At 44.5% G+C, this 25,749-nt stretch carries 25 protein-coding genes; 23 read left to right on the top strand and 2 right to left on the bottom strand.

The features are described from left to right. Positions 1–154: 154 nt before the first annotated feature. The 23 genes from trmJ to OCU87_RS13335 all read left to right on the top strand — a co-directional run bounded on the left by trmJ (position 155) and on the right by OCU87_RS13335 (position 22,956). Positions 155–886 carry a tRNA (cytosine(32)/uridine(32)-2'-O)-methyltransferase TrmJ gene (trmJ, locus tag OCU87_RS13445; RefSeq protein WP_062690272.1) on the top strand — a complete coding sequence of 244 codons (732 nt, stop codon included), beginning with the start codon at positions 155–157 and terminating at the stop codon, positions 884–886. A gap of 112 nt (positions 887–998) precedes the next feature. Then, on the top strand, positions 999–1,517 hold the full coding sequence (gene iscR / locus OCU87_RS13440; RefSeq protein ID WP_094955943.1) for a Fe-S cluster assembly transcriptional regulator IscR: 519 nt from the start codon (positions 999–1,001) through the stop codon (positions 1,515–1,517). A gap of 31 nt (positions 1,518–1,548) precedes the next feature. Next, entirely contained in the window at positions 1,549–2,763 is a 1,215-nt protein-coding gene (locus OCU87_RS13435) for an IscS subfamily cysteine desulfurase (protein ID WP_062690273.1), read from the top strand. Between the two features lie 34 nt (positions 2,764–2,797). Then, positions 2,798–3,184, top strand: coding sequence for a Fe-S cluster assembly scaffold IscU (gene iscU / locus OCU87_RS13430; RefSeq protein ID WP_062690274.1), 387 nt, complete (start codon positions 2,798–2,800; stop codon positions 3,182–3,184). Positions 3,185–3,205: 21 nt separating this feature from the next. Then, entirely contained in the window at positions 3,206–3,529 is a 324-nt protein-coding gene (gene iscA, locus OCU87_RS13425; RefSeq protein ID WP_062690275.1) for an iron-sulfur cluster assembly protein IscA, read from the top strand. 76 nt (positions 3,530–3,605) lie between these two features. Continuing rightward, positions 3,606–4,121, top strand: a complete 516-nt coding sequence (gene hscB / locus OCU87_RS13420) for a co-chaperone HscB (RefSeq protein WP_062690276.1) — start codon at positions 3,606–3,608, stop codon at positions 4,119–4,121. A 14-nt stretch (positions 4,122–4,135) separates the two neighbouring features. Next, the gene (gene hscA, locus OCU87_RS13415) at positions 4,136–5,989 is read left to right on the top strand and encodes a Fe-S protein assembly chaperone HscA (RefSeq protein ID WP_062690277.1); all 1,854 of its coding nucleotides are present in this window, start codon (positions 4,136–4,138) and stop codon (positions 5,987–5,989) included. 2 nt (positions 5,990–5,991) lie between these two features. Continuing rightward, a complete protein-coding gene (gene fdx / locus OCU87_RS13410; protein ID WP_062690278.1) occupies positions 5,992–6,330 on the top strand; it encodes an ISC system 2Fe-2S type ferredoxin in 339 nt (112 codons plus the stop codon). 123 nt (positions 6,331–6,453) lie between these two features. Continuing rightward, entirely contained in the window at positions 6,454–6,654 is a 201-nt protein-coding gene (gene iscX, locus OCU87_RS13405) for a Fe-S cluster assembly protein IscX (protein WP_062690279.1), read from the top strand. Between the two features lie 247 nt (positions 6,655–6,901). Then, positions 6,902–8,218: an aminopeptidase PepB gene (gene pepB, locus OCU87_RS13400; RefSeq protein ID WP_094955941.1), complete on the top strand. Its 1,317-nt coding sequence runs from the start codon at positions 6,902–6,904 to the stop codon at positions 8,216–8,218. Between the two features lie 117 nt (positions 8,219–8,335). Continuing rightward, complete coding sequence (gene pepB / locus OCU87_RS13395; protein ID WP_261857377.1) at positions 8,336–9,613, top strand: aminopeptidase PepB; 1,278 nt, start codon at positions 8,336–8,338, stop codon at positions 9,611–9,613. Positions 9,614–9,657: 44 nt separating this feature from the next. After that, on the top strand, positions 9,658–10,086 hold the full coding sequence (gene ndk / locus OCU87_RS13390; protein WP_261857376.1) for a nucleoside-diphosphate kinase: 429 nt from the start codon (positions 9,658–9,660) through the stop codon (positions 10,084–10,086). A 238-nt stretch (positions 10,087–10,324) separates the two neighbouring features. Further along, on the top strand, positions 10,325–11,446 hold the full coding sequence (locus OCU87_RS13385; RefSeq protein WP_062690280.1) for a bifunctional tRNA (adenosine(37)-C2)-methyltransferase TrmG/ribosomal RNA large subunit methyltransferase RlmN: 1,122 nt from the start codon (positions 10,325–10,327) through the stop codon (positions 11,444–11,446). Positions 11,447–11,623: 177 nt separating this feature from the next. Further along, positions 11,624–12,385, top strand: a complete 762-nt coding sequence (gene pilW / locus OCU87_RS13380) for a type IV pilus biogenesis/stability protein PilW (protein WP_062690281.1) — start codon at positions 11,624–11,626, stop codon at positions 12,383–12,385. After that, positions 12,375–13,361 carry a cytoskeleton protein RodZ gene (gene rodZ / locus OCU87_RS13375; protein WP_062690282.1) on the top strand — a complete coding sequence of 329 codons (987 nt, stop codon included), beginning with the start codon at positions 12,375–12,377 and terminating at the stop codon, positions 13,359–13,361. Before pilW ends, rodZ begins: the two co-directional genes overlap by 11 nt. Positions 13,362–13,372: 11 nt before the next feature. Further along, a complete protein-coding gene (gene ispG / locus OCU87_RS13370; protein WP_062690283.1) occupies positions 13,373–14,494 on the top strand; it encodes a flavodoxin-dependent (E)-4-hydroxy-3-methylbut-2-enyl-diphosphate synthase in 1,122 nt (373 codons plus the stop codon). Positions 14,495–14,588: 94 nt separating this feature from the next. Then, positions 14,589–15,857, top strand: a complete 1,269-nt coding sequence (hisS, locus tag OCU87_RS13365; protein WP_094955937.1) for a histidine--tRNA ligase — start codon at positions 14,589–14,591, stop codon at positions 15,855–15,857. Positions 15,858–15,870: 13 nt separating this feature from the next. Next, complete coding sequence (locus OCU87_RS13360) at positions 15,871–16,482, top strand: YfgM family protein (RefSeq protein ID WP_062690284.1); 612 nt, start codon at positions 15,871–15,873, stop codon at positions 16,480–16,482. A gap of 12 nt (positions 16,483–16,494) precedes the next feature. Continuing rightward, positions 16,495–17,652: an outer membrane protein assembly factor BamB gene (bamB, locus tag OCU87_RS13355; protein ID WP_062690285.1), complete on the top strand. Its 1,158-nt coding sequence runs from the start codon at positions 16,495–16,497 to the stop codon at positions 17,650–17,652. Between the two features lie 200 nt (positions 17,653–17,852). Then, entirely contained in the window at positions 17,853–19,355 is a 1,503-nt protein-coding gene (gene der, locus OCU87_RS13350) for a ribosome biogenesis GTPase Der (protein WP_062690286.1), read from the top strand. A gap of 86 nt (positions 19,356–19,441) precedes the next feature. Then, complete coding sequence (locus OCU87_RS13345; protein WP_261857375.1) at positions 19,442–20,326, top strand: alanyl-tRNA editing protein; 885 nt, start codon at positions 19,442–19,444, stop codon at positions 20,324–20,326. Between the two features lie 581 nt (positions 20,327–20,907). Continuing rightward, positions 20,908–21,138, top strand: coding sequence for a zinc ribbon domain-containing protein (locus tag OCU87_RS13340; RefSeq protein WP_062690288.1), 231 nt, complete (start codon positions 20,908–20,910; stop codon positions 21,136–21,138). Positions 21,139–21,336: 198 nt separating this feature from the next. After that, positions 21,337–22,956: an ABC transporter ATP-binding protein gene (locus tag OCU87_RS13335; RefSeq protein WP_261857374.1), complete on the top strand. Its 1,620-nt coding sequence runs from the start codon at positions 21,337–21,339 to the stop codon at positions 22,954–22,956. 105 nt (positions 22,957–23,061) lie between these two features. Here OCU87_RS13335 and ltaE read toward each other — a convergent pair whose 3' ends face one another. Together ltaE and xseA are read right to left on the bottom strand one after the other, a co-directional pair. Continuing rightward, complete coding sequence (gene ltaE, locus OCU87_RS13330) at positions 23,062–24,072, bottom strand: low-specificity L-threonine aldolase (RefSeq protein WP_261857373.1); 1,011 nt, start codon at positions 24,070–24,072, stop codon at positions 23,062–23,064. Between the two features lie 180 nt (positions 24,073–24,252). Further along, the gene (gene xseA / locus OCU87_RS13325) at positions 24,253–25,608 is read right to left on the bottom strand and encodes an exodeoxyribonuclease VII large subunit (RefSeq protein ID WP_261857372.1); all 1,356 of its coding nucleotides are present in this window, start codon (positions 25,606–25,608) and stop codon (positions 24,253–24,255) included. Positions 25,609–25,749: the final 141 nt, after the last annotated feature.

Genomic DNA, 25,749 nt, shown 5'->3' with positions numbered 1-25,749 from the left:
GGGTGGGTAATAAAAGCATTTTAGGAAATAGGCTGCATGGATTGAAGTGTAATTCTGATAATAATGTTGATTGAAACTACATGTTTTCCCCACTTTCAAAATGGCTGTGCTAAAATCCTACGGCTTTAACAAATCGTCGGAAAATTGCTACGTCATGTTAGATAAAATCAGCGTTGTTTTAATTGGTACATCCCACCCTGGGAACATAGGTTCTGCCGCCAGAGCCATGAAGGTGATGGGCTTAACAAATCTTGTCCTTGTTGATCCCGCTTGTGAGATCGATGAGAAGTCTATTGCCCTCGCTGCAGGTGCTGCGGATATTGTTGAGAACGCCAAAATCGTCAACACACTTGATGAAGCAATTGCTGATTGTGGTTTAGTGATTGGCTCAAGTGCTCGTTCACGTACATTGGAGTGGCCTCAGCTAGATCCTCGTGAATGTGGTATCAAAACGATTGAAGAAACCAATTCCCACCCTGTTGCAATTCTATTTGGCCGCGAGCGTACCGGTCTAACCAATGAAGAACTGCAAAAATGTCACTGTCATGTCTACATTCCTGCAAATCCTGAATACAGCTCACTGAATTTAGCGATGGCAGTACAGACAATTAGCTACGAGGTTCGCATGGCGCATCTTGAAGCTGAAAAGTACAAAGGTGAAAAGCAAGAGGTTGAATATCCTCGTGCGAAAGAACTAGAAATGTTCTATGAACACCTTGAAAAAGTGACTCGCCAAACCCAATTTATCAATAAGAACCATCCTGGTATGGTCATGACTAAATTGCGTCGTTTATTTAGCCGTGCTCGCCCTGAGCAGCAAGAGTTGAATATCCTGCGTGGTATCCTTTCTTCAGTTGAGAAATCTTTAGCTTCTCGCGAAAAGTAGACCTACATAGCAAAGGGTTAAAAGCCTGACTAAATTAGTCAGGTATATACTTGACTGTTTTAGTCAGGTATGCAAAACTGCTCCCATATACATGAGTGGGTAGCGGTGTGTTATGAAATTGACTTCAAAAGGAAGATATGCAGTAACAGCGATGTTAGATGTCGCCTTGCATTCTCAAGATGGCCCAGTGCCTTTGGCTGATATTTCAGAGCGCCAAGGTATCTCGCTGTCATATTTAGAACAGCTTTTTTCACGGTTGCGTAAAGCCGGTTTAGTGGCAAGTGTTCGTGGTCCCGGTGGTGGTTACCGCCTTGGTGAAGACGCGGATGCTATTGCTATTGGCATGGTTATCGCAGCTGTAGATGAGTCAGTAGATGCAACTAAGTGTCATGGGAAAGGTGGTTGTCAAGGCGGAGCCCGCTGTTTAACTCACACCTTATGGCACGATTTAAGTTCACGCATCAGTGGCTTTTTAAACAACATCACGCTCGGTGAGCTGATGAAAGACAACGATGTTCAAGCCATTTCTGACCGTCAAGATCAGTATTTACAAAACAGCGTTGCTAAGTCGAATTTAGTAAATAAAAAACAACACGATAACGCCACCATTGGTGTCGATGTCCGCTCCTAGAGACTAGCTGTCCGTGTTTTCGGAGATGAAAATGAAATTGCCTATATATTTAGATTATTCTGCTACTTGTCCTGTTGATCCACGTGTTGCCGAAAAGATGGTGCAGTGTATGACTATGGACGGCTGCTTTGGTAACCCAGCTTCTCGCTCTCACCGTTACGGTTGGCAGGCAGAAGAAGCGGTAGACAACGCACGTGAACAAATTGCAGATCTTCTAAATGCAGACCCTCGTGAAATTGTTATCACGTCGGGTGCTACTGAATCTGATAACTTAGCAATCAAAGGTGTTGCGCACTTTTACCATAAAAAAGGTAAGCACATCATCACGTGTAAAACAGAGCATAAAGCTGTTTTAGACCCATGTCGTCAACTAGAACGTGAAGGTTTTGAGGTGACATACCTTGACCCTGAAGAAAACGGCCTGATCGACATGGCTAAGCTTCGTGATGCACTTCGTGAAGACACCGTTTTAGTGTCTATCATGCACGTGAACAACGAAATTGGTGTGATCCAAGACATCACAGCAATTGGCGAATTATGTCGCGAACGCAAAATTGTTTTCCACGTTGATGCAGCGCAATCTGCTGGTAAATTACCAATCGACGTGCAAGAAATGAAAGTTGATTTGATTTCGATGTCAGCGCACAAACTGTACGGCCCTAAGGGTATTGGTGCATTGTACGTTCGTCGTAAGCCACGTATTCGCCTAGAAGCGCAAATGCACGGTGGCGGTCATGAACGTGGAATGCGTTCTGGTACGCTAGCTACGCATCAAATCGTCGGTATGGGCGAAGCTTGTCGAATTGCAAAAGAAGAAATGGAGCAAGATCGTGCTCACGCTGATGCAATGCGCCAACGCTTACTTGATGGCATTAAAGACATCGAAGCAACAACAATTAACGGTGACCTAGAGCAACGTGTTGCAAACAACTTAAACGTAAGTTTTGCATTCGTTGAAGGTGAATCACTGCTAATGGCACTGAAAGATCTAGCAGTTTCATCTGGCTCTGCATGTACATCTGCAAGCCTAGAGCCTTCGTACGTACTACGTGCACTTGGCTTGAACGATGAACTGGCACACAGCTCAATCCGTTTCTCTTTCGGTCGTTTCACGACTGCAGAAGAAATTGATCACGCAATCAACCAAATCAGCACCGCAGTTGAAAAACTACGTGAGATGTCGCCACTTTGGGACATGTACAAAGAAGGTGTAGATTTAGATACCGTTGAGTGGGCACACCACTAATCTTTGCGGTCGAATAGCATTCGAGGAAATTATCATGGCGTATAGTGAAAAAGTCATCGATCATTATGAGAACCCGCGTAACGTGGGCTCATTTGATAAAAACGATAAAAGTGTTGGTAGCGGCATGGTGGGTGCACCAGCTTGTGGCGACGTAATGAAGCTGCAAATTAAAGTTACCGACGATGGCATCATCGAAGATGCTAAATTTAAAACATACGGTTGCGGTTCTGCTATTGCTTCTAGTTCACTTATTACAGAGTGGGTTAAAGGTAAAACATTAGACGAAGCTGCATCAATCAAGAACTCAGCGATTGCTGAAGAACTTGAATTACCGCCTGTAAAAGTTCACTGCTCAATTCTTGCAGAAGATGCAATTAAAGCAGCTGTAACTGATTACAAAAAGAAACACGAAGAAAATTAATTCCGTTGAGGGTTGTTGTATATGGCCATTACTATTACTGAAGCGGCAGCAAGTCGCGTAGCTACTTTCCTAGAAAACCGTGGTAAAGGCATTGGTCTTCGTCTCGGCGTCCGTACTTCAGGGTGTTCAGGAATGGCCTATGTGCTCGAATTCGTAGATGAACTCGATGAAGGCGATCAAGTGTTTGAAAAGCAAGGCGTAAAGGTGATTATTGATCCTAAGAGCCTTGTTTACCTTGATGGTACTGAGCTAGATTTTGCCAAAGAAGGCTTAAACGAAGGCTTCCAGTTCAATAACCCTAACGTATCGAGCGAATGCGGTTGTGGCGAAAGCTTTAACGTATAATCGCCTTTTCTATGCGCAGTATAAAGTGTGAATTATTTCACTTTTCACTGCGCATTTTACTGATACTAGATGCGATATGAATCATTTCGAATTATTTGGCCTACCTTTCCAATTTGAACTCGATGGTAGCCTTCTCTCACACCAGTTTCGTGAACTGCAGCGTCGTTTCCATCCTGATAATTTTGCTACGGCTTCAGAGCGTGATCGCTTGATGTCGGTACAAAAAGCCGCTCAAATTAACGATGCATTCCAAACGCTTAAGCACCCTATTTCTCGTGCAGAGTACATGCTTTCTGAGCGTGGTCTAGACATCCGTGGCGAGCACAAAACATTGCAAGACCCAATGTTCTTGATGCAGCAAATGGAACTGCGTGAAGAACTTGAAGAAATTTCTGATGCTAGCGATCCTGCCGATGCTCTATTTGATTTTGAGCAACAAACTAAAACGCTCTTTAAAGCACAACTCCTAGAGCTTGAAGCATTATTGGCAGAGAGTAATTGGAATGATGCGGCGGATGCCGTGCGTAAGCTTAAATTTATTGATAAGCTGCGTGACGAAGTTGAGCGTCTGGAAGAGACGTTACTAGATTAAAAACAGGAATCACCATGGCACTGTTACAGATTGCTGAACCAGGTCAAAGCGCTGCACCGCACCAACATCGTCTTGCGGTAGGTATTGATCTGGGTACGACAAATTCATTAGTTGCTGCTGTTCGCAGCGGCGAACCCGCGACACTGGTAGATGATAATGATCGTTCATTATTACCATCTATTGTTCATTACGGTGAGCAATCGGTGTTAGTCGGCCATGATGCAAAAGCATTCGCACAGCAAGACCCAGAGAATACCGTCATTTCTGTTAAGCGAATGATGGGCCGCTCATTGGTTGATATTGAACAGCGTTACCCACATTTACCTTACCAGTTCACTGCAACTGACAATGGTTTGCCACAACTGGTAACACGTCATGGTGTTATTAACCCTATTCAAGTGTCCGCTGAAATCCTTAAGACATTGACAGAGCGTGCAACGCAAACGCTGGGTGGTGATCTTGAGGGGGTAGTGATCACGGTTCCTGCCTACTTCGATGATGCTCAACGTGCTGGTACCAAAGATGCAGCGCAACTGGCTGGCTTAAATGTATTACGCTTACTGAATGAGCCAACAGCAGCGGCGATTGCTTATGGTTTAGATTCAGGTCAAGAAGGTGTGATTGCTGTTTATGACCTCGGTGGCGGTACTTTTGATATTTCTATTTTACGCTTATCAAAAGGCGTATTTGAAGTATTGGCGACGGGCGGTGATTCTGCGCTAGGTGGTGATGATTTCGATCACCTATTGGCAGATTGGATTGCGACCCAAGCCGACCTTGGTGAAGACTTAACTGCGCAACAGCGCCGTATTCTGCAAGATGCAGCAACAGACGCTAAAATTGCCTTATCAGATAACACCACAACTTCGATTGATGTGTTGGGCTGGCAAGGTGAAATTACACGTGAACAGTTTAATTCATTGATTCAACCATTAGTGAAGAAAACGTTGATGTCATGCCGCCGCGCACTACGCGATGCGGATGTTGAAAGTGATGACGTAATTGAAACTGTTATGGTCGGTGGTTCGACACGCGTCCCACTGGTGCGTGAATTAGTCGGTGATTACTTTGGTAAAACACCACTAACAACCATTGATCCAGATAAAGTTGTTGCTATTGGGGCATCTATTCAAGCTGATATTTTAGTGGGCAATAAGCCAGATACTGAGATGTTATTATTGGATGTGATCCCATTATCATTGGGTATTGAAACCATGGGTGGCATGGTTGAAAAAATCATCCCACGTAACACCACAATTCCTGTTGCACGTGCACAAGAATTTACCACGTTCAAAGATGGTCAGACTGCAATGTCTGTTCACACTGTACAAGGTGAACGTGAAATGGTGAGCGATTGTCGTTCACTGGCACGCTTTACGCTGCGCGGTATTCCAGCAATGGCGGCAGGCGCTGCCCATATCCGTGTGACTTACCAAGTTGATGCTGACGGTTTACTGTCTGTGACAGCGATGGAAAAGAGCAGCGGTGTACAATCGTCTATTCAAGTTAAGCCGTCTTACGGTTTAAGTGATAATGAAATCGCGACTATGATTCGTGATTCAATGACCTACGCACAAGACGATAAAGATGCACGAGCGCTCGCTGAACAACAAGTTGAAGCCGATCGTGTGTTAGAAGGACTTATTGCAGCATTGGCTCAAGATGGTGATACATTACTATCGAAGGAAGAGCGTAGTGCGTTGGAAGCTGTGATGATGGAATTGGTTCAATTGCGTCAAGGTACTGATGTACGCGCAATTGAAAATGGTATTAAGAAAACAGACAAAGCTAGCCAAGATTTTGCTTCTCGTCGAATGGACAAATCTATTCGACAGGCATTGGCTGGTCAATCTATTGATGAGGTTTAGGCATGCCTAAAATTGTTGTATTACCCCACGAAGATCTTTGCCCAGAAGGCGCAGTACTTGAAGCTGAAGAAGGCCAAACAGTACTGGACGTTGCCCTGAAAAATGGCATCGCGATTGAGCATGCTTGTGAAAAATCATGTGCATGTACAACTTGCCATGTGATTGTACGTGAAGGCTTTGATTCGTTGGATGAAAGTGATGAGCTTGAAGATGACATGCTAGATAAAGCATGGGGTCTTGAGCCTGAATCACGCTTAGGTTGCCAAGCTAAAGTTGCTCAAGTTGATCTTGTGGTTGAAATTCCGAAATACACGCTAAATCTGGCGTCGGAACAACACTAATCACAAGTACTGCTCTGGCAGACAAAGTGACAATAAATATAGCTCTCCTGTTAACTGTTGCACAGCAATAGTCTGATAGGGGGGCTATATTTTTATGTAGTATTGAAAGGACAAGGAATGATTATGAGTTTGAAATGGATAGACTCGCTTGAAATTGCAATTGCACTTTGTGAACAGTACCCCGAACAAGATCCCCACACGGTACGTTTTACTGAACTACGTGAGTGGATCATGGAGCTTGAAGCGTTCGATGATGACCCTACCCATTGTAATGAACGTGTGCTCGAAGCGGTGCAGATGTATTGGATTGAAGAAGCGGACTGATTCATCAGTACGACAAGTCGATCTTGCTCTTACTTTTATGTAAAGAACTTGTTTAAATTTAATAGACAGGGCAAAGTATCGTTAAACGTGATTGAAAGCGGACCAATGGTCCGCTTTGTTGTATCTAAATGTTATATCATCTTGCAAACTAGCCAGTGCGCCCTCATAACCAAGGTTAAGGGTGAAACTGCGCCGCCTTTTATTTTGCGCTATTCACTAGATTGGAACAGAACCCAAGGAGTTTTACATGTCTGCCAATATGCTTGTTTTCTTATCTCAGGAGCCTGCGGATGCTAAGTGGGGAGGTAATGCTCTTGTATCTTATGATGCAGAGGGAACAACGATCCACCTAACAGATGATAATCCGTTAGTCGCGATTCAACGTGCGGCACGTAAACTTGATGGTCAAGGTATCAAACACGTAACGCTAATGGGGGACGGTTGGGAGCTTGAAAGTATTTGGTCTTTTATTCAAGGGCACCGTAACACCAAAGTAGGCAATGAAGTTGAGTGGACTGCGCTAGAAGCGACAGACGAAGCGGAACTACAAGCTCGCCTAAAAGCGACTAACTGGGTGCGTGAAGTTATCAACCAATCAGCTGAAGTTGTTCGTCCATCACAATTAGCTTCACGTGCGGGTGAGTTCATCAAATCACTGTCACCAGAGCATGTAACGTACAAAATCATTAAAGGTAACGACCTTATCGATGAAGGCTGGATGGGAACATACACGGTTGGTCGTGGTTCAGAGCGCTCACCAGCAATGCTTCGTCTAGATTACAACCCAACAGGTGACGCGGATGCGCCTGTTCATACTTGTCTTGTTGGTAAAGGCATTACTTTTGACTCAGGCGGTTACAGCTTGAAGCCATCAGGCGGTATGTCAGCAATGAAAGCTGATATGGGTGGCGCAGCAATGGCGACGGGTGGTCTAGCACTTGCTATTGCTCGTGGTACGAATAAGCGTATTAAACTGATCCTTTGCTGTGCTGAAAACATGATCTCTGGTCGTGCTTTCAAATTGGGTGATGTGATTACTTATAAAAACGGTAAAACAGTAGAAATCCTAAATACCGATGCTGAAGGCCGTTTAGTACTGGCTGATGGCCTGATTTACGCAAGCTCACAAAACCCTGAAGTGATCATCGACTGTGCAACGCTGACGGGTGCGGCTAAAAATGCACTGGGTAATGATTACCATGCATTGTTTAGTTTTGACCATGATCTTGCTCAGCGTGCATTAATGTCTGCAAGCGAAGAGATGGAAGGCTTATGGCCATTGCCTCTAGCTGAAATGCACCGTGGCATGATGCCATCTAACTTTGCTGATTTGTCTAACATCTCACAAGGTGATTTTTTACCGGGTGCAAGTACGGCTGCTGCGTTCTTATCTTACTTTGTTGAAGACTACCAAAACGGTTGGATGCACATTGACTGTAGTGGTACTTACCGTAAGAGCGCGAACGACAAGTGGTCTGCAGGTGCTACCGGCATGGGTGTACGAACGCTTGCTAACATCCTTTGCGATGATGACTCTGTAGAAGAAGAGCATTTAGCTGACTAACTGTTATTCATTGTAATAACAGCATATAAAGAATACTCAAAATAAACATTGTGAGGTTGCGCTGATCTTCAGCGCAGCCATAAACGCAAGACAATCATGAAAGTAGAGAAGTCGATTATGTTAAGGATTACATTATCATCTGAAGCCTATTCAGGTGCATGGGGCGACAATGCTCTGGTTGCTTTTCAAACCGAAGGTGCTGTGATTCACTTTTCTGGTGATTACCCACTTCGCCGTATTCAACAGGCTGGCCGTACCTTACAAGCACAAGGTGCAACGCAAGTTGCTCTTGAAGGTGAAGGTTGGAGCTACGAACGTCAATGGGCGTTCTATTGCGGTTTTGCGGCGACATCTCAGTCTGTAGAGCTAAAGTGGGCATCGGTTGATGAAGACGAACTTGAGTTATTAAATGCGCGTCGTCGTAGCGCTGATTGGGTTCGTCAGGTTGTGAATGCAACCCCTGAAGACATGTACCCCGAAAAACTTGCGAATGATGCAGTAGAATTTCTGACTCAGATTGATGGCGATAATATCAGCCACGAATTAGTCGTTGGTGATGATCTGCTAACCAAAGGTTGGATTGGCACACACAGCGTCGGCCGTGCAAGCAGCCGTCCACCAGTGATGTTAACGTTAGACTTCAACCCGACTGGCAATCCTGATGCCCCTGTCTCTGCCTGCTTAGTCGGTAAAGGTATTACCTTCGATTCAGGTGGTTACAGTATCAAGCCAAGTGCTGGCATGGTCGCGATGAAATGCGATATGGGCGGTGCCGCGACAGTAACTGCGGCATTAGGTTATGCGATTGAGCAAGGTTTGAACCAACGTGTGAAGTTGATCTTATGTTGTGCTGAAAACTTAATCGCAGGCGATGCCTATAAGCTTGGTGATGTGTTAACGTACAAAAACGGTGTGACCGTTGAAGTAGTGAATACCGATGCAGAAGGTCGTCTTGTTCTTGCAGATGGCTTGATTGCAGCCAGTGAAACTAAAGCGCCATTAGTGATTGATGCTGCGACCTTAACGGGTGCTGCAATGATGGCCGTTGGTAGTGATTACAACGCAATTTTCGGTTTAAATAAGCCATTATTGGCGAAAGCGCAGCAGCTTTCAGAGTTGGTTAACGAACCCGCATGGCCATTGCCATTAGAAAAATGGCACCAAGGTCAGTGCCCATCTCATTATGCAGATACGGCGAATAGCCGAGTGCAAAAAGGGGGAGGTATGGGCGGTGCATCGAATGCAGCTGGCTTCTTATCGCGTTTTGTTGATGGCGAAACGACAAACTGGATTCACTTTGATTTAGCAGCATGTTTTAACGATAGTCCGAACGCTCGTTGGGCTGCGGGTGCAACCGGTTTAGGTGTGGCGAATATCGCGGCATTACTACTGTAGTTGCTAACGTGGCTGACCGATCAAAAGATTTAAAAGGAAGAATAATGACAATTCAAAAAACATTTTCAATCGTAAAACCTGACGCAGTTAAGCGTAACTTGATTGGCGCGATCTATAATCGTATAGAAAAAGCGGGTTTTAAGGTTGTGGCGGCTAAAATGCTGCAATTGACTGAAGAGCAAGCAAAGGGGTTTTATGCAGAGCATGAAGCGAAGCCTTTCTTTGGTGATTTAGTCTCATTCATGACATCTGGCCCGGTGATGGTACAGGTATTGGAAGGTGAACAAGCTATCGAGCGTTACCGTGAATTGATGGGTAAAACAAACCCTGAAGATGCGGCATGTGGCACCCTTCGTTCCGACTTTGCTTTAAGTATGCGTCATAATTCGGTACATGGCTCTGATAGCCCTGAATCAGCGGCGCGTGAAATTGCGTACTTCTTTGCTGATGATGAGATTTGTCCACGCGGTTAATACAGCAGACAAGTTGCAATAATAAAAAATGGGAAGCTTCGGCTTCCCATTTTTTTTGGATCTAAAAGGAAAATGGTCCCTTTGAAAGTAGCTACACTGTGATAAGTGGAAACATCAGAGTAAAGCCTGTACAATTTCGCGCCTTAAACAATGACCTGTCGCACGCCACTGACTACTTATTTCTTTTGTGGGTGCTTAAGGCGCAGAATTCGTCACGAATTATATGAGGCTACAACCGATGACAACTGTTAAAACTAATCTACTGGATTTCGATCGCAAAGGTCTGCGTAAATATTTTGCTGAAGAGCTGGGCGAAAAAGCATTCCGTGCTGATCAAGTAATGAAGTGGATGTACCATTTCGGTTGTGATGACTTCGATGATATGACGAACATCAACAAGAAACTGCGTGAGAAGCTAAAAGCGGTTGCAGAAGTGCGTGCGCCAATCGTTTCTGAAGCGCAACATTCAAGTGATGGCACCATCAAATGGGCTATGCGCGTGGGCGATCAAGACGTTGAAACGGTATACATTCCGGATGAAGAACGCGCAACATTGTGTGTATCTTCTCAAGTGGGCTGTGCACTAGCATGTACATTCTGTTCAACGGCTCAGCAAGGTTTTAACCGTAACCTACGTGTATCTGAAATTATTGGTCAGGTATGGCGTGCAGCGAAAGAAATTGGTATCGAGAAAGAAACCGGTCGTCGTCCAATCACTAACATCGTAATGATGGGCATGGGTGAGCCACTGCTGAACATGAAAAACCTGATCCCTGCACTGGAAATCATGCTTGATGATCTTGGTTTTGGTTTGTCTAAGCGCCGTGTAACAGTATCAACATCAGGTGTTGTTTCTGGCCTTGATCAAATGACGGGTAACATTGATGTTGCACTTGCTATTTCTTTGCATGCGCCAACCGATGAGCTTCGTTCAAGTATTATGCCGATCAACGATCGTTATAACATCGAAACTTTCCTAGAGTCTGTTCACCGTTATATTGAATCATCGAACGCAAACCGCGGTCGTGTAACGATTGAGTACGTGTTACTTGATCATATCAATGATGATATGGATCATGCGCGTCAGTTAGGCGAACTACTGAAAAACACGCCATCAAAAATTAACCTGATCCCATTCAATCCTTATCCAGGCTCACCTTACAAAAAGCCGAGCAATTCTCGAATTGATCGCTTTATGAAAACGCTAATGGAATACGGCTACACGGTAACTGTCCGTAAAACACGTGGTGATGATATCGATGCAGCATGTGGTCAACTTGTTGGCGATGTGATTGACCGCACAAAACGTACCCAAGGTAAAGCGCAAAAAGGTGAACAAATTCCAGTAAAAGCAGTCTAAAACTGTAATCTAATGTGTTTATCGAGCTAAGTCAGATACCATCTCCTGACAACAGTTATCGCCTGATACTATTGGCCTTTTTCCGTTATTGAGTGATTGAATAAGGCCTTTAGTGGACGCCAAGTACCCGACTTGAGTGCCAACTGTTCTCAACATGGACGAGAGTAGGATGATATTATGGCTCGATTAACATTAGCACTTGTACTGTGTGTTTTTTTAGCGGGCTGCGTCACCGTTGACCCCAACCAAAATTCTAATGGTAAAGCTTTTGATAGCATTGAAGCATCAGAAGCTCGTATTGCCTTAGGGTTAAGTTATTTAGAGGTGGGGCAATGGCAACGAGCTCGAAAAAATCTTGATCAAGCATTAGCCTATGCTCCAAAGTATTACCGCGCGCAAAATGCGATGGCGTATTACTACCAAAAGGTGGACGAAGGCGACAAAGCTGAAGCCATGTACAAGCGAGCCCTCAAAGATTCACCAAAAAATGGCGATGTCCGCAATAACTATGGTGTATTCTTGTGTGGACAGGAGCGTTATGATGAAGCGATTGATGCATTTGAACGTGCAATCAAGCAGCCTTATTATTATTTAACGTCAGCAAGTTATGAAAATGCGGGATTGTGTCGCCTGAAACAAGGTGAGAATGAAGAAGCAGTGTTTTACTTTGAACGCGCTTTAGCACATGACCCACAACGAGCCAGATCATTATTACAGCTTGCGCAATTGAATATAGCATCGAACAATTATAAAGATGCGCGGGTATTGTTATTTACGTTTAACAAGAGATATGGGTACAAAGCCGATAGCTTATCGTTACTCATTCAGTTAGAGCAACAGTCGGGAAGACTGACTCAAGCTGAAAAATATGTCGATTTGCTACAGGAGCAGTTTCCAGACTCTCAGCAATATCAGAACTATTTAGCCAATGAAGACTGAACAGAACGAAACGCAAAAAAATGAAGAAGTGATGCGTCCAGGAGATGTACTGCGTCAGGCTCGTGAGAAGCAAGGCTACTCACAAAAAGATATTGCCAGTCGCTTACGTTTACGCCAGTCGGTTATCGACGCTATCGAAAACAACAACTTTGAAGCCGCACAGTCGGCCACGTTCACGCGTGGCTATGTTCGTTCGTACGCGAAATTTGTAGGCCTTAATGAAGACGAATTACTGGGTCAGTTAGATAAACTGGGCCATGCACAACCGAAAGAACAAGAGATGCAGAGCTTTTCACGTCGAACTAAACGTGAAAAGCATGACAATCGTATAATGAGCCTAACTTGGGTACTGGGAACAGTATTCGTCGGCTTAACTGCGTGGTGGTGGTGGCAGAGCCAACAAATTAGTCAAGAAGCTGAAATCGTATCTGTGACGTCAGCAGCGCAACCGCTGGATGAATCACTAGCCAATGCGAATACGTTAACGCCTTCTGCTAACCCAGCGACTGCATCTGATGTTTCTGCTGCAAACAATTCTGTGTCACCGAGCGCAAATTCCACGCCATCTGAACAAACAACCCAAGCGTTAGTCTCTCCAGCGACTGAGCCTGCCAGTTTGCCTGAACTTGAAGCAACGTTCTCACCGGAACCTGCCATTGTTCAAGCGCCAGATATGGCAGAAGAAGTACTTGAAGAAGTCACTCTTGAAGATGATGCCACAGCATCAGTAGCTGCTGATACCGATCTTGCCCTAACATTCAGTGGGGATTGTTGGATTGATATCCGTGATGCGAACGGTAAACGTCTAGATACCGGCATTAAAAAAGCAGGTGAAACCCTGAACTTAAATGGCACAGCTCCATATAAGATAGTGCTAGGTGCGCCTGGTGTTGTTAAAATGCACTATAAAGGCGAGCAGGTTGACTTAAGCGTTTACCCTGCTGGTAAAGTCGCACGATTGAAACTGCCGCAGTAAGAGTAAGAGCAATGCATAACGAATCCCCGATTAAACGTCGTCAGTCCACACGTATTTATGTGGGTGACGTACCCATTGGTGACGGTGCTCCAATCGCCGTTCAGTCGATGACGAACACCCGTACCACAGATGTAGATGCGACAGTTGCACAAATTAGAGCACTTGAAAAAGTGGGCGCCGACATCGTTCGTGTGTCTGTTCCTACTATGGATGCGGCTGAAGCGTTCAAATTAATTAAACAGCAAGTGAATATTCCACTCGTGGCCGATATTCACTTCGACTACCGTATTGCCCTTCAAGTGGCTGAATATGGTGTGGACTGCTTACGTATTAACCCAGGTAATATCGGAAATGAAAGCCGAATTCGCTCTGTGGTTGATTGCGCGCGCGATAAAAACATCCCGATCCGTATTGGTATCAATGGCGGTTCATTAGAAAAAGACATTCAACAAAAGTACGGTGAACCCACCCCAGATGCGCTGGTTGAATCTGCGATGCGTCATGTCGATATTCTTGACCGTCTGAACTTTGACCAGTTTAAAGTCAGTGTGAAAGCATCAGATGTTTTCCTTGCGGTTGAGTCATACCGTAAGCTGGCTGCACAAATTCAGCAGCCATTGCACTTAGGTATCACTGAAGCGGGCGGTGCACGTGCAGGTTCAGTGAAATCAGCGGTTGGTCTTGGCATGTTATTGTCTGAAGGCATCGGTGATACATTGCGTATCTCGCTTGCCGCTGATCCAGTTGAAGAAATCAAAGTGGGCTTTGATATCTTAAAATCGTTACGAATTCGCTCGCGTGGCATTAATTTTATTGCCTGTCCAACGTGTTCACGTCAAGAATTTGATGTGATTGCTACCGTAAACGAACTAGAACAACGCTTAGAAGACATCACTATTCCAATGGATGTGTCTTTGATTGGTTGTGTGGTTAACGGCCCTGGTGAAGCAGAGGTTTCTCACCTTGGTATCGCGGGCAGTAATCGTAAGAGTGCTTTTTATGAGGATGGTCTTCGTCAAAAAGAGCGCTTTGATAACGACAACATTGTCGATCAACTAGAAACCAAGATCCGAGCAAAAGCAGCAATTTTAGACGTTAATAATCGTATTAACGTTCAAGAAGTCGAGAAATAAGCTAAAACGCCTGTTGTAATGCGGCAGGCGGTTCACTATTTCCTTCAATACCTATATATTCGGTTCAATTCCCCATCGGTTAACGAGAATAAACGTGGCGAAACAAATTCAAGCAATTCGAGGCATGAACGACTGCCTACCTACACAATCTCCACTTTGGCACAAAGTGGAAGATACGATTAAACGTGTTGTAAGTGCATACGGTTACAATGAAATCCGTATGCCAATCGTAGAATCGACTCATCTATTCAAGCGTGCTATCGGTGAAGTGACCGATGTTGTTGAAAAAGAGATGTACACTTTTGACGATCGTAATGGCGATAGCCTCACTCTGCGTCCTGAAGGTACAGCGGGTTGTGTACGTGCTGGTATTCAAAATGGCCTGTTATACAACCAAGAACAACGTCTGTGGTACACAGGCCCAATGTTCCGCCATGAACGTCCACAGAAAGGTCGCTACCGTCAATTCCACCAGTTTGGTGTAGAAGTGTTTGGTCTAAATGGCCCAGACATTGACGCTGAATTGATCATGATGATGGCGCGTTTCTGGCGTGAGTTGGGTATTTTTGAGCACGTGCGTCTTGAACTGAATTCAATCGGTTCACTTCAGGCTCGTGCTGATTACCGTACTGCACTGGTCGCTTTCTTAGAGCAGCACACTGAAGTGTTAGACGACGACTGTAAGCGCCGTATGCACACCAACCCATTGCGTGTTCTTGATACCAAGAACCCTGCTGTTCAAGAGATCCTAGTTGACGCACCTAAGCTATCAGAATACTTAGATGAAGAATCGAAAGAACATTTTGCTGGTTTATGTGAACTATTAGACGCTGCTGGTATCGAATACCAAGTAAATGAGCGACTTGTACGTGGTTTAGATTATTATAACCGTACTGTATTTGAGTGGGTGACTGAAAGCCTAGGTGCACAAGGCACTGTTTGTGCTGGTGGTCGCTACGACGGTCTGGTTGAGCAGTTAGGTGGTAAAGCGACACCTGCTGTTGGTTTTGCTATGGGTGTTGAACGCCTTGTTCTACTGATGGAAACACTGGAACTGACAAATGTTCGTCGTCCAGTTGATGCTTATGTAGTAACAATGGGTGACGGTGCTCGTATGGCTGGTATGCAACTGGCTGAAAAATTACGCGAAGAAGTTGCCGGCCTACGAGTGATGACTCACTTTGGTGGCGGTAACTTTAAAAAACAATTTAAGCGTGCCGATAATGTCGGTGCAGCTGTTGCGCTTGTGCTTGGCGAAAATGAAATGGCCAGCAACACGGTCGTAGTGAAAGATCTACGCGGTGGCGAGCAAGAAACAATGGCACAGAATGAAGTCGCTGCGAAGCTTGCAGAATTGATTTAAGAGAGGACAGGAAGTGGACGTCTACGAGACCGAGGAACAACAGGTTGAAGCGATTAAGTCGTGGTGGAAAGAAAACGGTAAAGCCGTTGTTCTAGGTGCTGTGATTGGTCTGGGTGGTCTTTATGGCTGGCGTTTTTACCAAGGAGAAATCCAATCAGGTAAAGAACAAGCCTCTGATGCGTATACGCAAGCGATAACAGCACTAGAAAGCGGTAACGATTCAGCTATTGCTGATGTTAAAGCTTTCATTGCGGGTCACGAAGAAAGCCAATATTCAGTACTGGCGGCGTTGCAACTGGCAAAAGCACAAGTTCAGAATAATGAACTAGATGCTGCGACAGAGCAGCTTAACTGGGCTATCACAAATACGTCAGATGAAGCTATTCTTCCTCTAGCGCAAACCCGTCTTGCCCGAATTTATGCTGAACAGCAAAAATTTGATCAAGCGACTGCTGAACTAGACAAAGTCACTGCTGAAAGCTGGAAAGCGAAAGTTGAAGAGCTTCGTGGTGATATTCTTTTACAACAAGGTGACAGTGCTGCTGCGCGTGAAGCGTATGTTCAAGCACAGCAATTGGGTACATCGCCTGTTGTACAAATGAAGCTAGACGATTTAGCGCAGTAAAGGCGGAACTGTATGCAGAAGGTGTTCAAGCAAGCGGTAACTATTGCACTTACGTTAGGCGTACTTGCGGGCTGTGCCGGTGAAGAAGAATCGATTCAAAAGGCACCGCTTCCTGTTGTCGAAAGCAATTTCACCCCTGTTAAAAGCTGGGGACATAAAGTAGGTAGTGGTGTTGGCCAATACTTTTCTAAATTGTCACCAGCAGTGGGTTACGGCAAGATTTTCGTTGCAGATAGAGATGGTGTTGTTCAAGCACTTGAGCCTGATACTGGTAAAGTGATTTGGTCACAAGATCTTGAATCTGATATCACAGCGAAAATTTCAGGTGGTATCACGGTATCCTACAGTAAAGTTTTCCTTGGTACTGAAAACGCAGAAGTGATTGCGTTGGATGAAGAAACAGGTGAAGAACTGTGGCGTACTAGCGTTGAAGGTGAAGTGCTTGCGGCACCATTAGTCGATGAAGGTCTTGTCATCGTTAATACTAGCCGTGGTGTACTTGAAGCGTTAGATGCTGATACTGGTGAAGACAAGTGGCGTTTAAGTGGTGAAGTACCAACATTAACGCTACGTGGTGATAGTTCACCCGTCGCTATTTCTGGTGGTGTATTTTGGGGCCAAGCAAACGGACGTTTAGCTGGGGCACTTATGGGCACTGGTCAAATGTTATGGCAACAGCCGATAGGTTCACCGAAAGGTTCGACAGAAATCGACCGTTTAGTTGATGTTGACGCATCACCTGTTATTGCTGGTGAACGCCTGTTTGCAGTGGGTTATAACGGTAACTTAGTTTCTATTGATTTACGTACTGGTCAACCAGCGTGGAAACGTAGCTATTCTTCGGCTAATAACTTTATTGTTGAAGGTAATCAGATCTATCTGATCACTGATAAAGATCATGTTGTTGCAGTAGATGCGCGTAGTGGTACAGAGATTTGGCAAAACAAAGATCTAGAATATCGCTTACTAAGCTCTCCTGTTGTGATTGATGGCAGTGTTGTTGTTGGTGACAGTGAAGGTTACCTCCATTGGCTAGACCCATATACGGGTGAGTTTACTGCGCAGCAAAAAGTTGATGGCAGTGGTATTGCAATTCCACCTGTTAAAGTTAGCGACGGTTATTTAGTGGTTACCAGAGACGGTCAAATCAATAAAATGCAAATGCCGTAAGCTTTGCTATAATACCGCGTAATATTAAGTCGGCTCCTACTGTTTTATACAGTTAGGAGCCGTTATTTATAGTAATTCATCTTAAACTAATAGATAAGAACGTTAGTTTTTAAGTTGAATTCCGTTCCTAGATTATTGTCGTGAAGAGATAAAGATATAGGGATTAGCATGATTAAGACTATGAAAAGTAAGAGGTACTTATGATTCCTGTTGTTGCCCTTGTCGGGCGCCCTAACGTGGGTAAATCGACGTTATTTAACCGTCTTACCCGCACAAGGGATGCGCTGGTAGCTGATTTTCCTGGCCTAACAAGGGATCGTAAATACGGTCGAGCTCAGTTAGAAGAGCACGAATTTATTGTTATCGATACCGGTGGTATTGATGGTACAGAAGAAGGCGTAGAAACAAAAATGGCTGAACAATCGCTAGCGGCGATTGAAGAAGCTGATGTTGTTCTATTTATGGTAGATGGCCGTGCTGGCCTTACGTCATCTGATGAAGCGATTGCTGCACACTTACGTAGCCGCGAAAAACCGACATTTTTGGTTGTTAACAAAATTGATGGTATTGATGGCGATAGCGCATGTGCTGACTTCTGGAAGCTTGGCGTTGATGCTATGTACCAAATCGCAGCGGCACAAAACCGTGGCGTAACAGCATTGATGGAACGTGCGCTAGCACCGTTTGCTGAATCATTGAAAGAAACGACTGAAGGCGAAGATGGCGAGTTAATCGATCTTACAGATTTAAACACTGTAGAAGAGATCGAGAACGCAAACCTATCTGAAGAAGATGCAGAAGCTGCATACAAACGCCTACAAGAACAACCTATTAAAATGGCGATCATTGGTCGTCCAAACGTAGGTAAATCAACACTGACTAACCGTATTTTAGGTGAAGAACGTGTTGTTGTTTACGATATGCCTGGTACAACACGTGACTCCATTTACATTCCGATGGAACGTGATGGTCAAGAATACGTGTTGATCGATACTGCGGGTGTTCGTCGTCGTAAAAACATGAGCATGGCGGTAGAGAAATTCTCTGTTATTCAAACGCTTAAAGCGATTGAAGATGCCAACGTTGTATTGTTGATTATCGATGCGCGTGAAAATATCTCAGATCAAGATCTAAGTTTACTTGGTTTCGCCCTGAATTCTGGTCGTTCACTGGTGATTGCAGTGAACAAATGGGATGGTTTGGATAACGACGTGAAAGATCGCGTTAAGTCTGAATTAGATCGTCGTCTAGGTTTCGTTGATTTCGCTCGTATTCACTTCATCTCTGCGCTACACGGCACGGGTGTTGGTCACTTATACGAATCTGTAATTGAAGCTTATCAGTCTGCAACTAAGCGTATCAGCACATCTATGCTGACGCGCATTATGCAAATGGCTCAAGATGATCACCAGCCACCAATGATCCGTGGTCGTCGTGTGAAACTGAAGTATGCGCACGCAGGTGGTTACAACCCACCAATCGTTGTAATTCACGGTAACCAAGTAAATGAACTTCCGGGTTCTTACAAACGTTACCTAATGAACTACTACCGTAAGTCTTTAGAATTGATGGGTACACCAATCCGTATTCTATTCCAAAGCAGCGATAACCCGTTTGAAGGTAAAACGCAAAAGCTGACGATCTCACAAGAGCGTCAACGTAAGCGTCTAACCTCGGCATTGAAAAACCGTGATCGTGACTAATCACAGTTAGAAAGCATAAAATGAAACCCAGCCCTCGTGCTGGGTTTTTTGTATCTATTATTTCTAATCATTACAGCAGGAACATTATGACTTTGGTTCGTTCTACAGTGGTTGTCTTCCCACAACAACAAACTCACGTAAAAACGCTGGTGCAACTATCGACGCCAGCAAAAGCAGCAGGCACTTGGTTAGTGACAGAGCAAACGCCTTTCCATCCAGTGAGCCATATTTGGCCTGATCACCCCGCTGATCGTGGAATGGTTAAAGTAAATGACGTAAACCATGACATTACAGACTGTCAGGTTGGTGCTGTTGAACTGGAAACAAAGCAGCTGTTCGTTGGACATGATATTCCGGTTAAGCGCGATACAGAGGGCTGGGTGTTTGTTGTGGTTCATCATATTGATGAAGCGATTGAGCTCGCAGACGGTAGCGAGATAGAACTCACCGTTGATGCTGAACATCAGCAAGCTTTGAGCCGCGGGCACAGTGCAGGCCACCTGTCATCACTGGCGATAAATAAAGTGCTTCATCATGACTTTTGGCGTAAAGAACCGACTCGCTGTGATGAACTGGGTTATTTTGATTTCCACAGTTATGCGCAAACAAAAAGTATTGTTTCACCAGATTGCAGTACCGACACTTATCGCTTAGGTAAAACGCTACGTAAGCGCGGTTTAAACAGTGCCGACTTTGTTAGTCAGTTAGATGAAATAGCAGAGAAAATAAATCAACAACTTGAACAGTGGCGAGTAAATGGCGCAGCTGTTGTGATGCGTAAAGAGGGCGAAGCGCTGACAGATTCTCGTTATTGGCAATGCGATTTAGGTGAAGAGGCAGGGCTAATAGAGATTCCGTGTGGTGGTACGCATATCAACTCGCTGACAGAGTATGAGCAGCTAACCGTGAGTTTCGAATTAGTTTCTGAGCAAGAGCTGATAATGGTGACATCTGTTGTGCCTGCGAAATAACTAGGTATACACGCTGTTTAATGCGGTTCGAATTGGTGGTTATTTTTCAGTTGTTAGCCGTTTTTAATGGTTATATATCGATTTCCGACAGAGAGCATCGTCGAATTTCAACCAAGATCTTCATTTGTTATCTGTTGGATCTTTTGCTTTAAATACCTTCCTGTAGATATATATATCGCTTAAAATCCAAAAACAGCATATGTAACTTATGCTTTCGGGATGTGTATTGATAAATGTTCTTTTGAGGGGTGATCGCTGATCAAGATGGCTTTTGCCTGTGATCACCATAAAGATCCTTGTTCATGTGACTTGATCAGGTAGTAGATTGAACATTAAGTATTCAGTTGATTGTTTGGTGTGGTCAAATTTGAATCGTTTTCTCGGAAGCATGAAAACAGTCTTACTAAATTACGGCCTTTGAATACGGCGACTTTCAGTTAGTACGCTTGCTTATCGCTCTGGCACTCTTCTGTTGTCATTCTTGTTATGAGGAGGTTTGTGATAGATCAAGCTTGTGTTGGATCGATTTAGTCACTGCGAGTAAAGTATTGATATGATAGTCAGGTTAAAAGGAGATAACGATGACAACTGAAAATGTATGTCCAACTTGCCACGACGAACTCGCTTGGCAAGCTAACCAATATAGCTGCGAAAAATGCCAGATAACTCTGACGAAACAGGCTTTTTGTCCTGATTGTGATACCGAGTTAGAGAAGCTACAAGCCTGTGGTTCTGCTAGCTACTTCTGTAATGCTTGTAATGAGTTAAAGTCAAAATCTCGAGTACGTATCGCTTTTACCCCTGCAGAATGATCCCTATTTCCATGGCCCCTTCGCCATGGATTTATTTTTATCCGGTTTGTTAACTAGCGAAAAGCATGCTTAGAGTACGGTTTTCGCTATATTTTCGAATACGTCATACCCAAGTAATAGGTTTTTATACTGGTGCTTTATTTTTACTTGTGATAATAATTATCAATTGCAATTATTGTTACTGATAAGGATATTAGTATGGCTGTGCAACATCCATTGTTAGAAGTAAGTGATCTCTCTGTCTCGTTTAAGATGGAAGATGAATGTTTTGATGCTGTTAAGAACATCTCGTTCACTCTAGAGAAGGGCCAAACATTGGCACTCGTGGGGGAATCGGGATCGGGTAAATCAGTATCATCAAGCAGCATTATGGGATTACTGCCTAACAATGCTCGAATTGGTGCGCAAAGTTCAATTCGATTCCAAGGGCAAGACTTACTTGGTATGGATGAAAAGGCATTTCGTAGCATCCGTGGTGATCGTATTGCAATGATCTTCCAAGAGCCGATGACATCGCTGAATCCGTATATGCCCGTGGGTGAGCAAGTGGCTGAAGCTATTATTCACCATCGTGGTGTTTCTCGACGTGTTGCGATGGAAGAAACGTTAGCCTTGTTTGACAAGGTACATCTGCCCGATCCTCGCAAAAGACTGAATCATTATCCTCATGAATTCTCTGGTGGCCAGCTGCAACGCATTATGATTGCAATGGCACTGGCAAATACGCCTGATATTTTGGTGGCTGATGAGCCAACCACGGCATTGGACGTGACCGTTCAAGCAGAGGTATTGAACCTACTGAAAGAAATCCAAGCCGAAATGGGGATGGCGATCTTATTTATTACTCACGACCTTGGGGTTGTTCGCCATTTTGCTGATGATGTGGTGGTGATGTGTAAAGGTGAAGTGGTTGAAACGGGTACTGTTGAAGGTGTATTTACGACACCTAAGCATAGCTACACCAAAATGCTCTTAGATGCTGAACCTAAACCTGGTATCCATGAAACGGATAACTCTTCGCCTAATATTCTTGAAGTGCGTGACTTGCGCGTTAATTACGTATTGAAAAATAACTGGTTAGGAAAACCAACGGAGTTGCTTCAAGCGGTAAAAGGGATAGACGTAACATTAAAGCAAGGCCAAACCGTTGGAATAGTCGGGGAGTCTGGGTCGGGTAAATCGACCATGGGCCGTGCCATCATGCAGTTATTGGATTCACAAGGTGAGATCATATTCCAAGGCAAACGCTTTGATGAAATGACTAAGCAGCAACGTTTTGAGTTAAAAAGAAATATGCAGATGGTCTTTCAAGACCCGTTTGGATCTTTATCACCACGAATGACGGTGGGTGAGATAATTACTGAACCACTGACTGTATTTACTGATTTAACTCACCAACAACGTTTAGTAAAAGCTAAAAAAGCGTTGGAAGAAGTACGTTTGGATCCTGCTAGCATTAACCGTTACCCGCATGAATTTTCAGGTGGGCAGCGTCAACGTATCGCGATTGCTCGAGCACTTATTTTAGAGCCACAGTTTATTTTGTTAGATGAGCCAACATCGGCACTGGATCGCTCGGTTCAGCTGACAGTGTTGGAATTACTTAAAGATATTCAGCAGCGCCGAAACATAGCTTACCTGTTTATTAGTCATGATTTGTCTGTGGTAAGAGCGATTTCAGATGAAGTGATTGTGATGCAGAAAGGCGCGGTGGTCGAGCGGGGAACACCAGAGCAGATATTCGATAATCCTCAAGAATCTTATACAAAGAGCTTGATTAGTGCCTGTATGATGATTGATGAAACAGCAGTGGCATAAATGATTAAAGCACTGACGTTAGCCTGAATGCATTAAATAAAAAGAGCGATGAATCGCTCTTTTTTATTTGTAGCGATAACCTGTTATCTAGCGACTAACAGCTTGCTAGCGTTGTTGTTTCAATGCGTTGATGAAGGTATCGATATCTTCACGCGAAACGTCCAAGTGGGTGACTAAGCGCATTGGACTGTAACCCGGTGAAAATAAGATCCCTTGTGGTTTTAAGCTTGCTGCGATAGCGGCGATATCAATTTTTTTATCGACGTTGACGTAGACAATATTGGTTTGTGGTGGGAAATCAGCGGTATTAAAGCCGTCTAATAGATCAAGCTGCTGTGCTAAATAATCAGCATTGGCATGATCATCTGCCAGCCTTTCAACATTTTCTGTCAGGGCTATTTTGCCTGCAGCCGCTAAAATACCCGCTTGGCGCATGCCACCGCCGACCATCTTTCTGAGCCTTCTCGCTCGCTCAATATAATCTGTTGAGCCTAATAGTAGCGAACCAACAGGTGCACCTAGTCCCTTGGATAAGCAAATGGTCATTGAATCAAAGTATTGACTGATTTCGGTAACATCAACGTTGAGTGCGACAGCTGCGTTGTATACGCGTGCGCCATCAAGGTGTAGCCGTAAGTTATGTTGGTCTACGAACTTACGGGCTTTAGCTAGATAATCCAGAGGTAAAACTTTACCACCTATGGTGTTTTCTAAGCTCAACAATTTGGTTTGGGCGAAGTGAATGTCGTCAGGCTTGATGGCTGAGGCCAGTTTTTCAAAACACAGTGTACCATCTGGGTTGTTCTCAATCGGTTGTGGTTGTACCGAGCCTAAAATAGCCGCGCCACCCGCTTCATATTTATAATTATGAGCCAGCTGCCCACATAAGTATTCATCGCCTCGTTGGCAGTGGGCAAGGATACCTAATAGGTTGGCTTGAGTTCCAGAGGAGGTGAAAAGTGCGGCTTCAAAACCATGACGTTTCGCTGTCCAAGCTTCAAGTTCATTCACGGTTGGATCGTCACCATAAACATCATCACCTACAGGAGCTTGCGCCATGGCTTCACGCATATAGGGGCTAGGCTGTGTCACTGTGTCAGATCGAAAATCTATCATTCCTTGTTTTCCTCATACTGCTGTAGGTGTTTAGTGCCAGTCAATGTGTCCGACTTAGTACTAGAGACTACGCTGCATTGTGTAGGAGAAAAACCATTATTTTTATGATGTTTTATTTATTTTGAAGAGATATTAATGCACTTGTGTACACAAGTGCATCTTAACTGAAATCTAGGTGGGTTATTGGTGGTCTTTTGAAACGACCGATTGGATTTCACCGTTAGCCACTTTAGTGATCATAGTATCGCCATGGTTAACTTGATCTGTGGTGCGAATTACTTTGCCTTTACTGTCTCGAGTAATCGAATAGCCACGCCCTAGAGTCGCGAGTGGACTAACCGTTTCCAGTTTTTCTGCTGCCATTGCTAGCTGGTGGCGTGCAGTGAGTAAGCGTCTATCCATTGCATCATGTAAACGGCTTTCAACACGTTCCAAGCGGTTAGCTTGTTGCTTTAGTGTTTGCACGGGTGAATGTAGGGCTAGCTTGTGTTCATTACGATTAAGGTGCTGGCGATGTTGAACAATATAGTTTTTCATCGCGCGCTCTAAACGGCTGCTGACATCATCAAGTCGCTGACTTTGTTGGTTTAACCTCAATTGCGGGTGTTGACGCTCTAATCTGTGTTGCAACTGGGTTAAATGACGACGACGATCAGACAAATACTGACGAACGCTGTGGGTCAGTTGTTGTGTTTTTTGACTGATTTTTTGGGTCTGATGGCTGTTATCACGGCTAACTAATTCTGCCGCTGCTGAAGGAGTAGGAGCGCGCATGTCAGCGACAAAATCAGCAATAGTCACATCCACTTCGTGGCCAACGGCACTGATGATCGGGATCTGACTAGCCGCAATCGTACGGGCAACGATTTCTTCGTTAAACGCCCATAAATCTTCAAGTGAACCACCGCCACGACCGACAATCAACACATCACACTCTTGGCGTGAATTGGCTCGCCCAATGGCCTGAGCAATCGAAATCGCTGACCCTTCACCCTGAACCATGGTTGGGTAAATAACCACTGGCAGGCTAGGATCACGTCGTTGTAAAACGTTCAAGATATCATGCAATGCCGCACCCGTTTTAGAGGTGATAATACCGACGCGTTTAGGCTGTTCAGGCAGTGGTTTTTTTAGTGACTGAGCAAACAAGCCCTCAGCCGCTAAATTCATTTTAAGTTGTTCAAATTGTTGCTGTAAGCGACCATCGCCTTCTGGCTGCATGCTCTCGATGATCAGTTGGTAATCACCACGAGGTTCATACAGTGATAAGCGGGCTTTCACTAGTACTTGCGTACCATTCGCAGGCTTAAAGGTTACCCGGCGGTTGTTGCCACGAAACATGGCGCACTTAACTTGGGCGCGTGAATCTTTGAGTGTGAAATACCAATGGCCTGAGACAGGCATCGACAAGTTAGATAATTCACCCACAAGCCAGACAATGCCCATTTCATTTTCGAGCAATAAGCGAACTTCTGCGTTGAGGCTTGAAACAGTAAAGATACGATCGTTGGATTGAGTTTGAGCGAATAGAGTCACGAGGTGAGGCACCTGTTATCGAAGGCTAGGTAATGTGCGGAAAGAGTAAAAAACATACAGGCAGATCTATAGACAGATCTTGGCCTTACATGCGAGACCGCAGCACCGGAAACTTAACCGAAATATATTACGTATCAAGCA

Source organism: Photobacterium sanguinicancri (genome assembly GCF_024346675.1).
Classification (GTDB): Bacteria; Pseudomonadota; Gammaproteobacteria; order Enterobacterales; family Vibrionaceae; genus Photobacterium; species Photobacterium sanguinicancri.
Note: the sequence above shows the minus strand (reverse complement) of the source record. Positions and strands in the feature narration are given on the sequence as shown.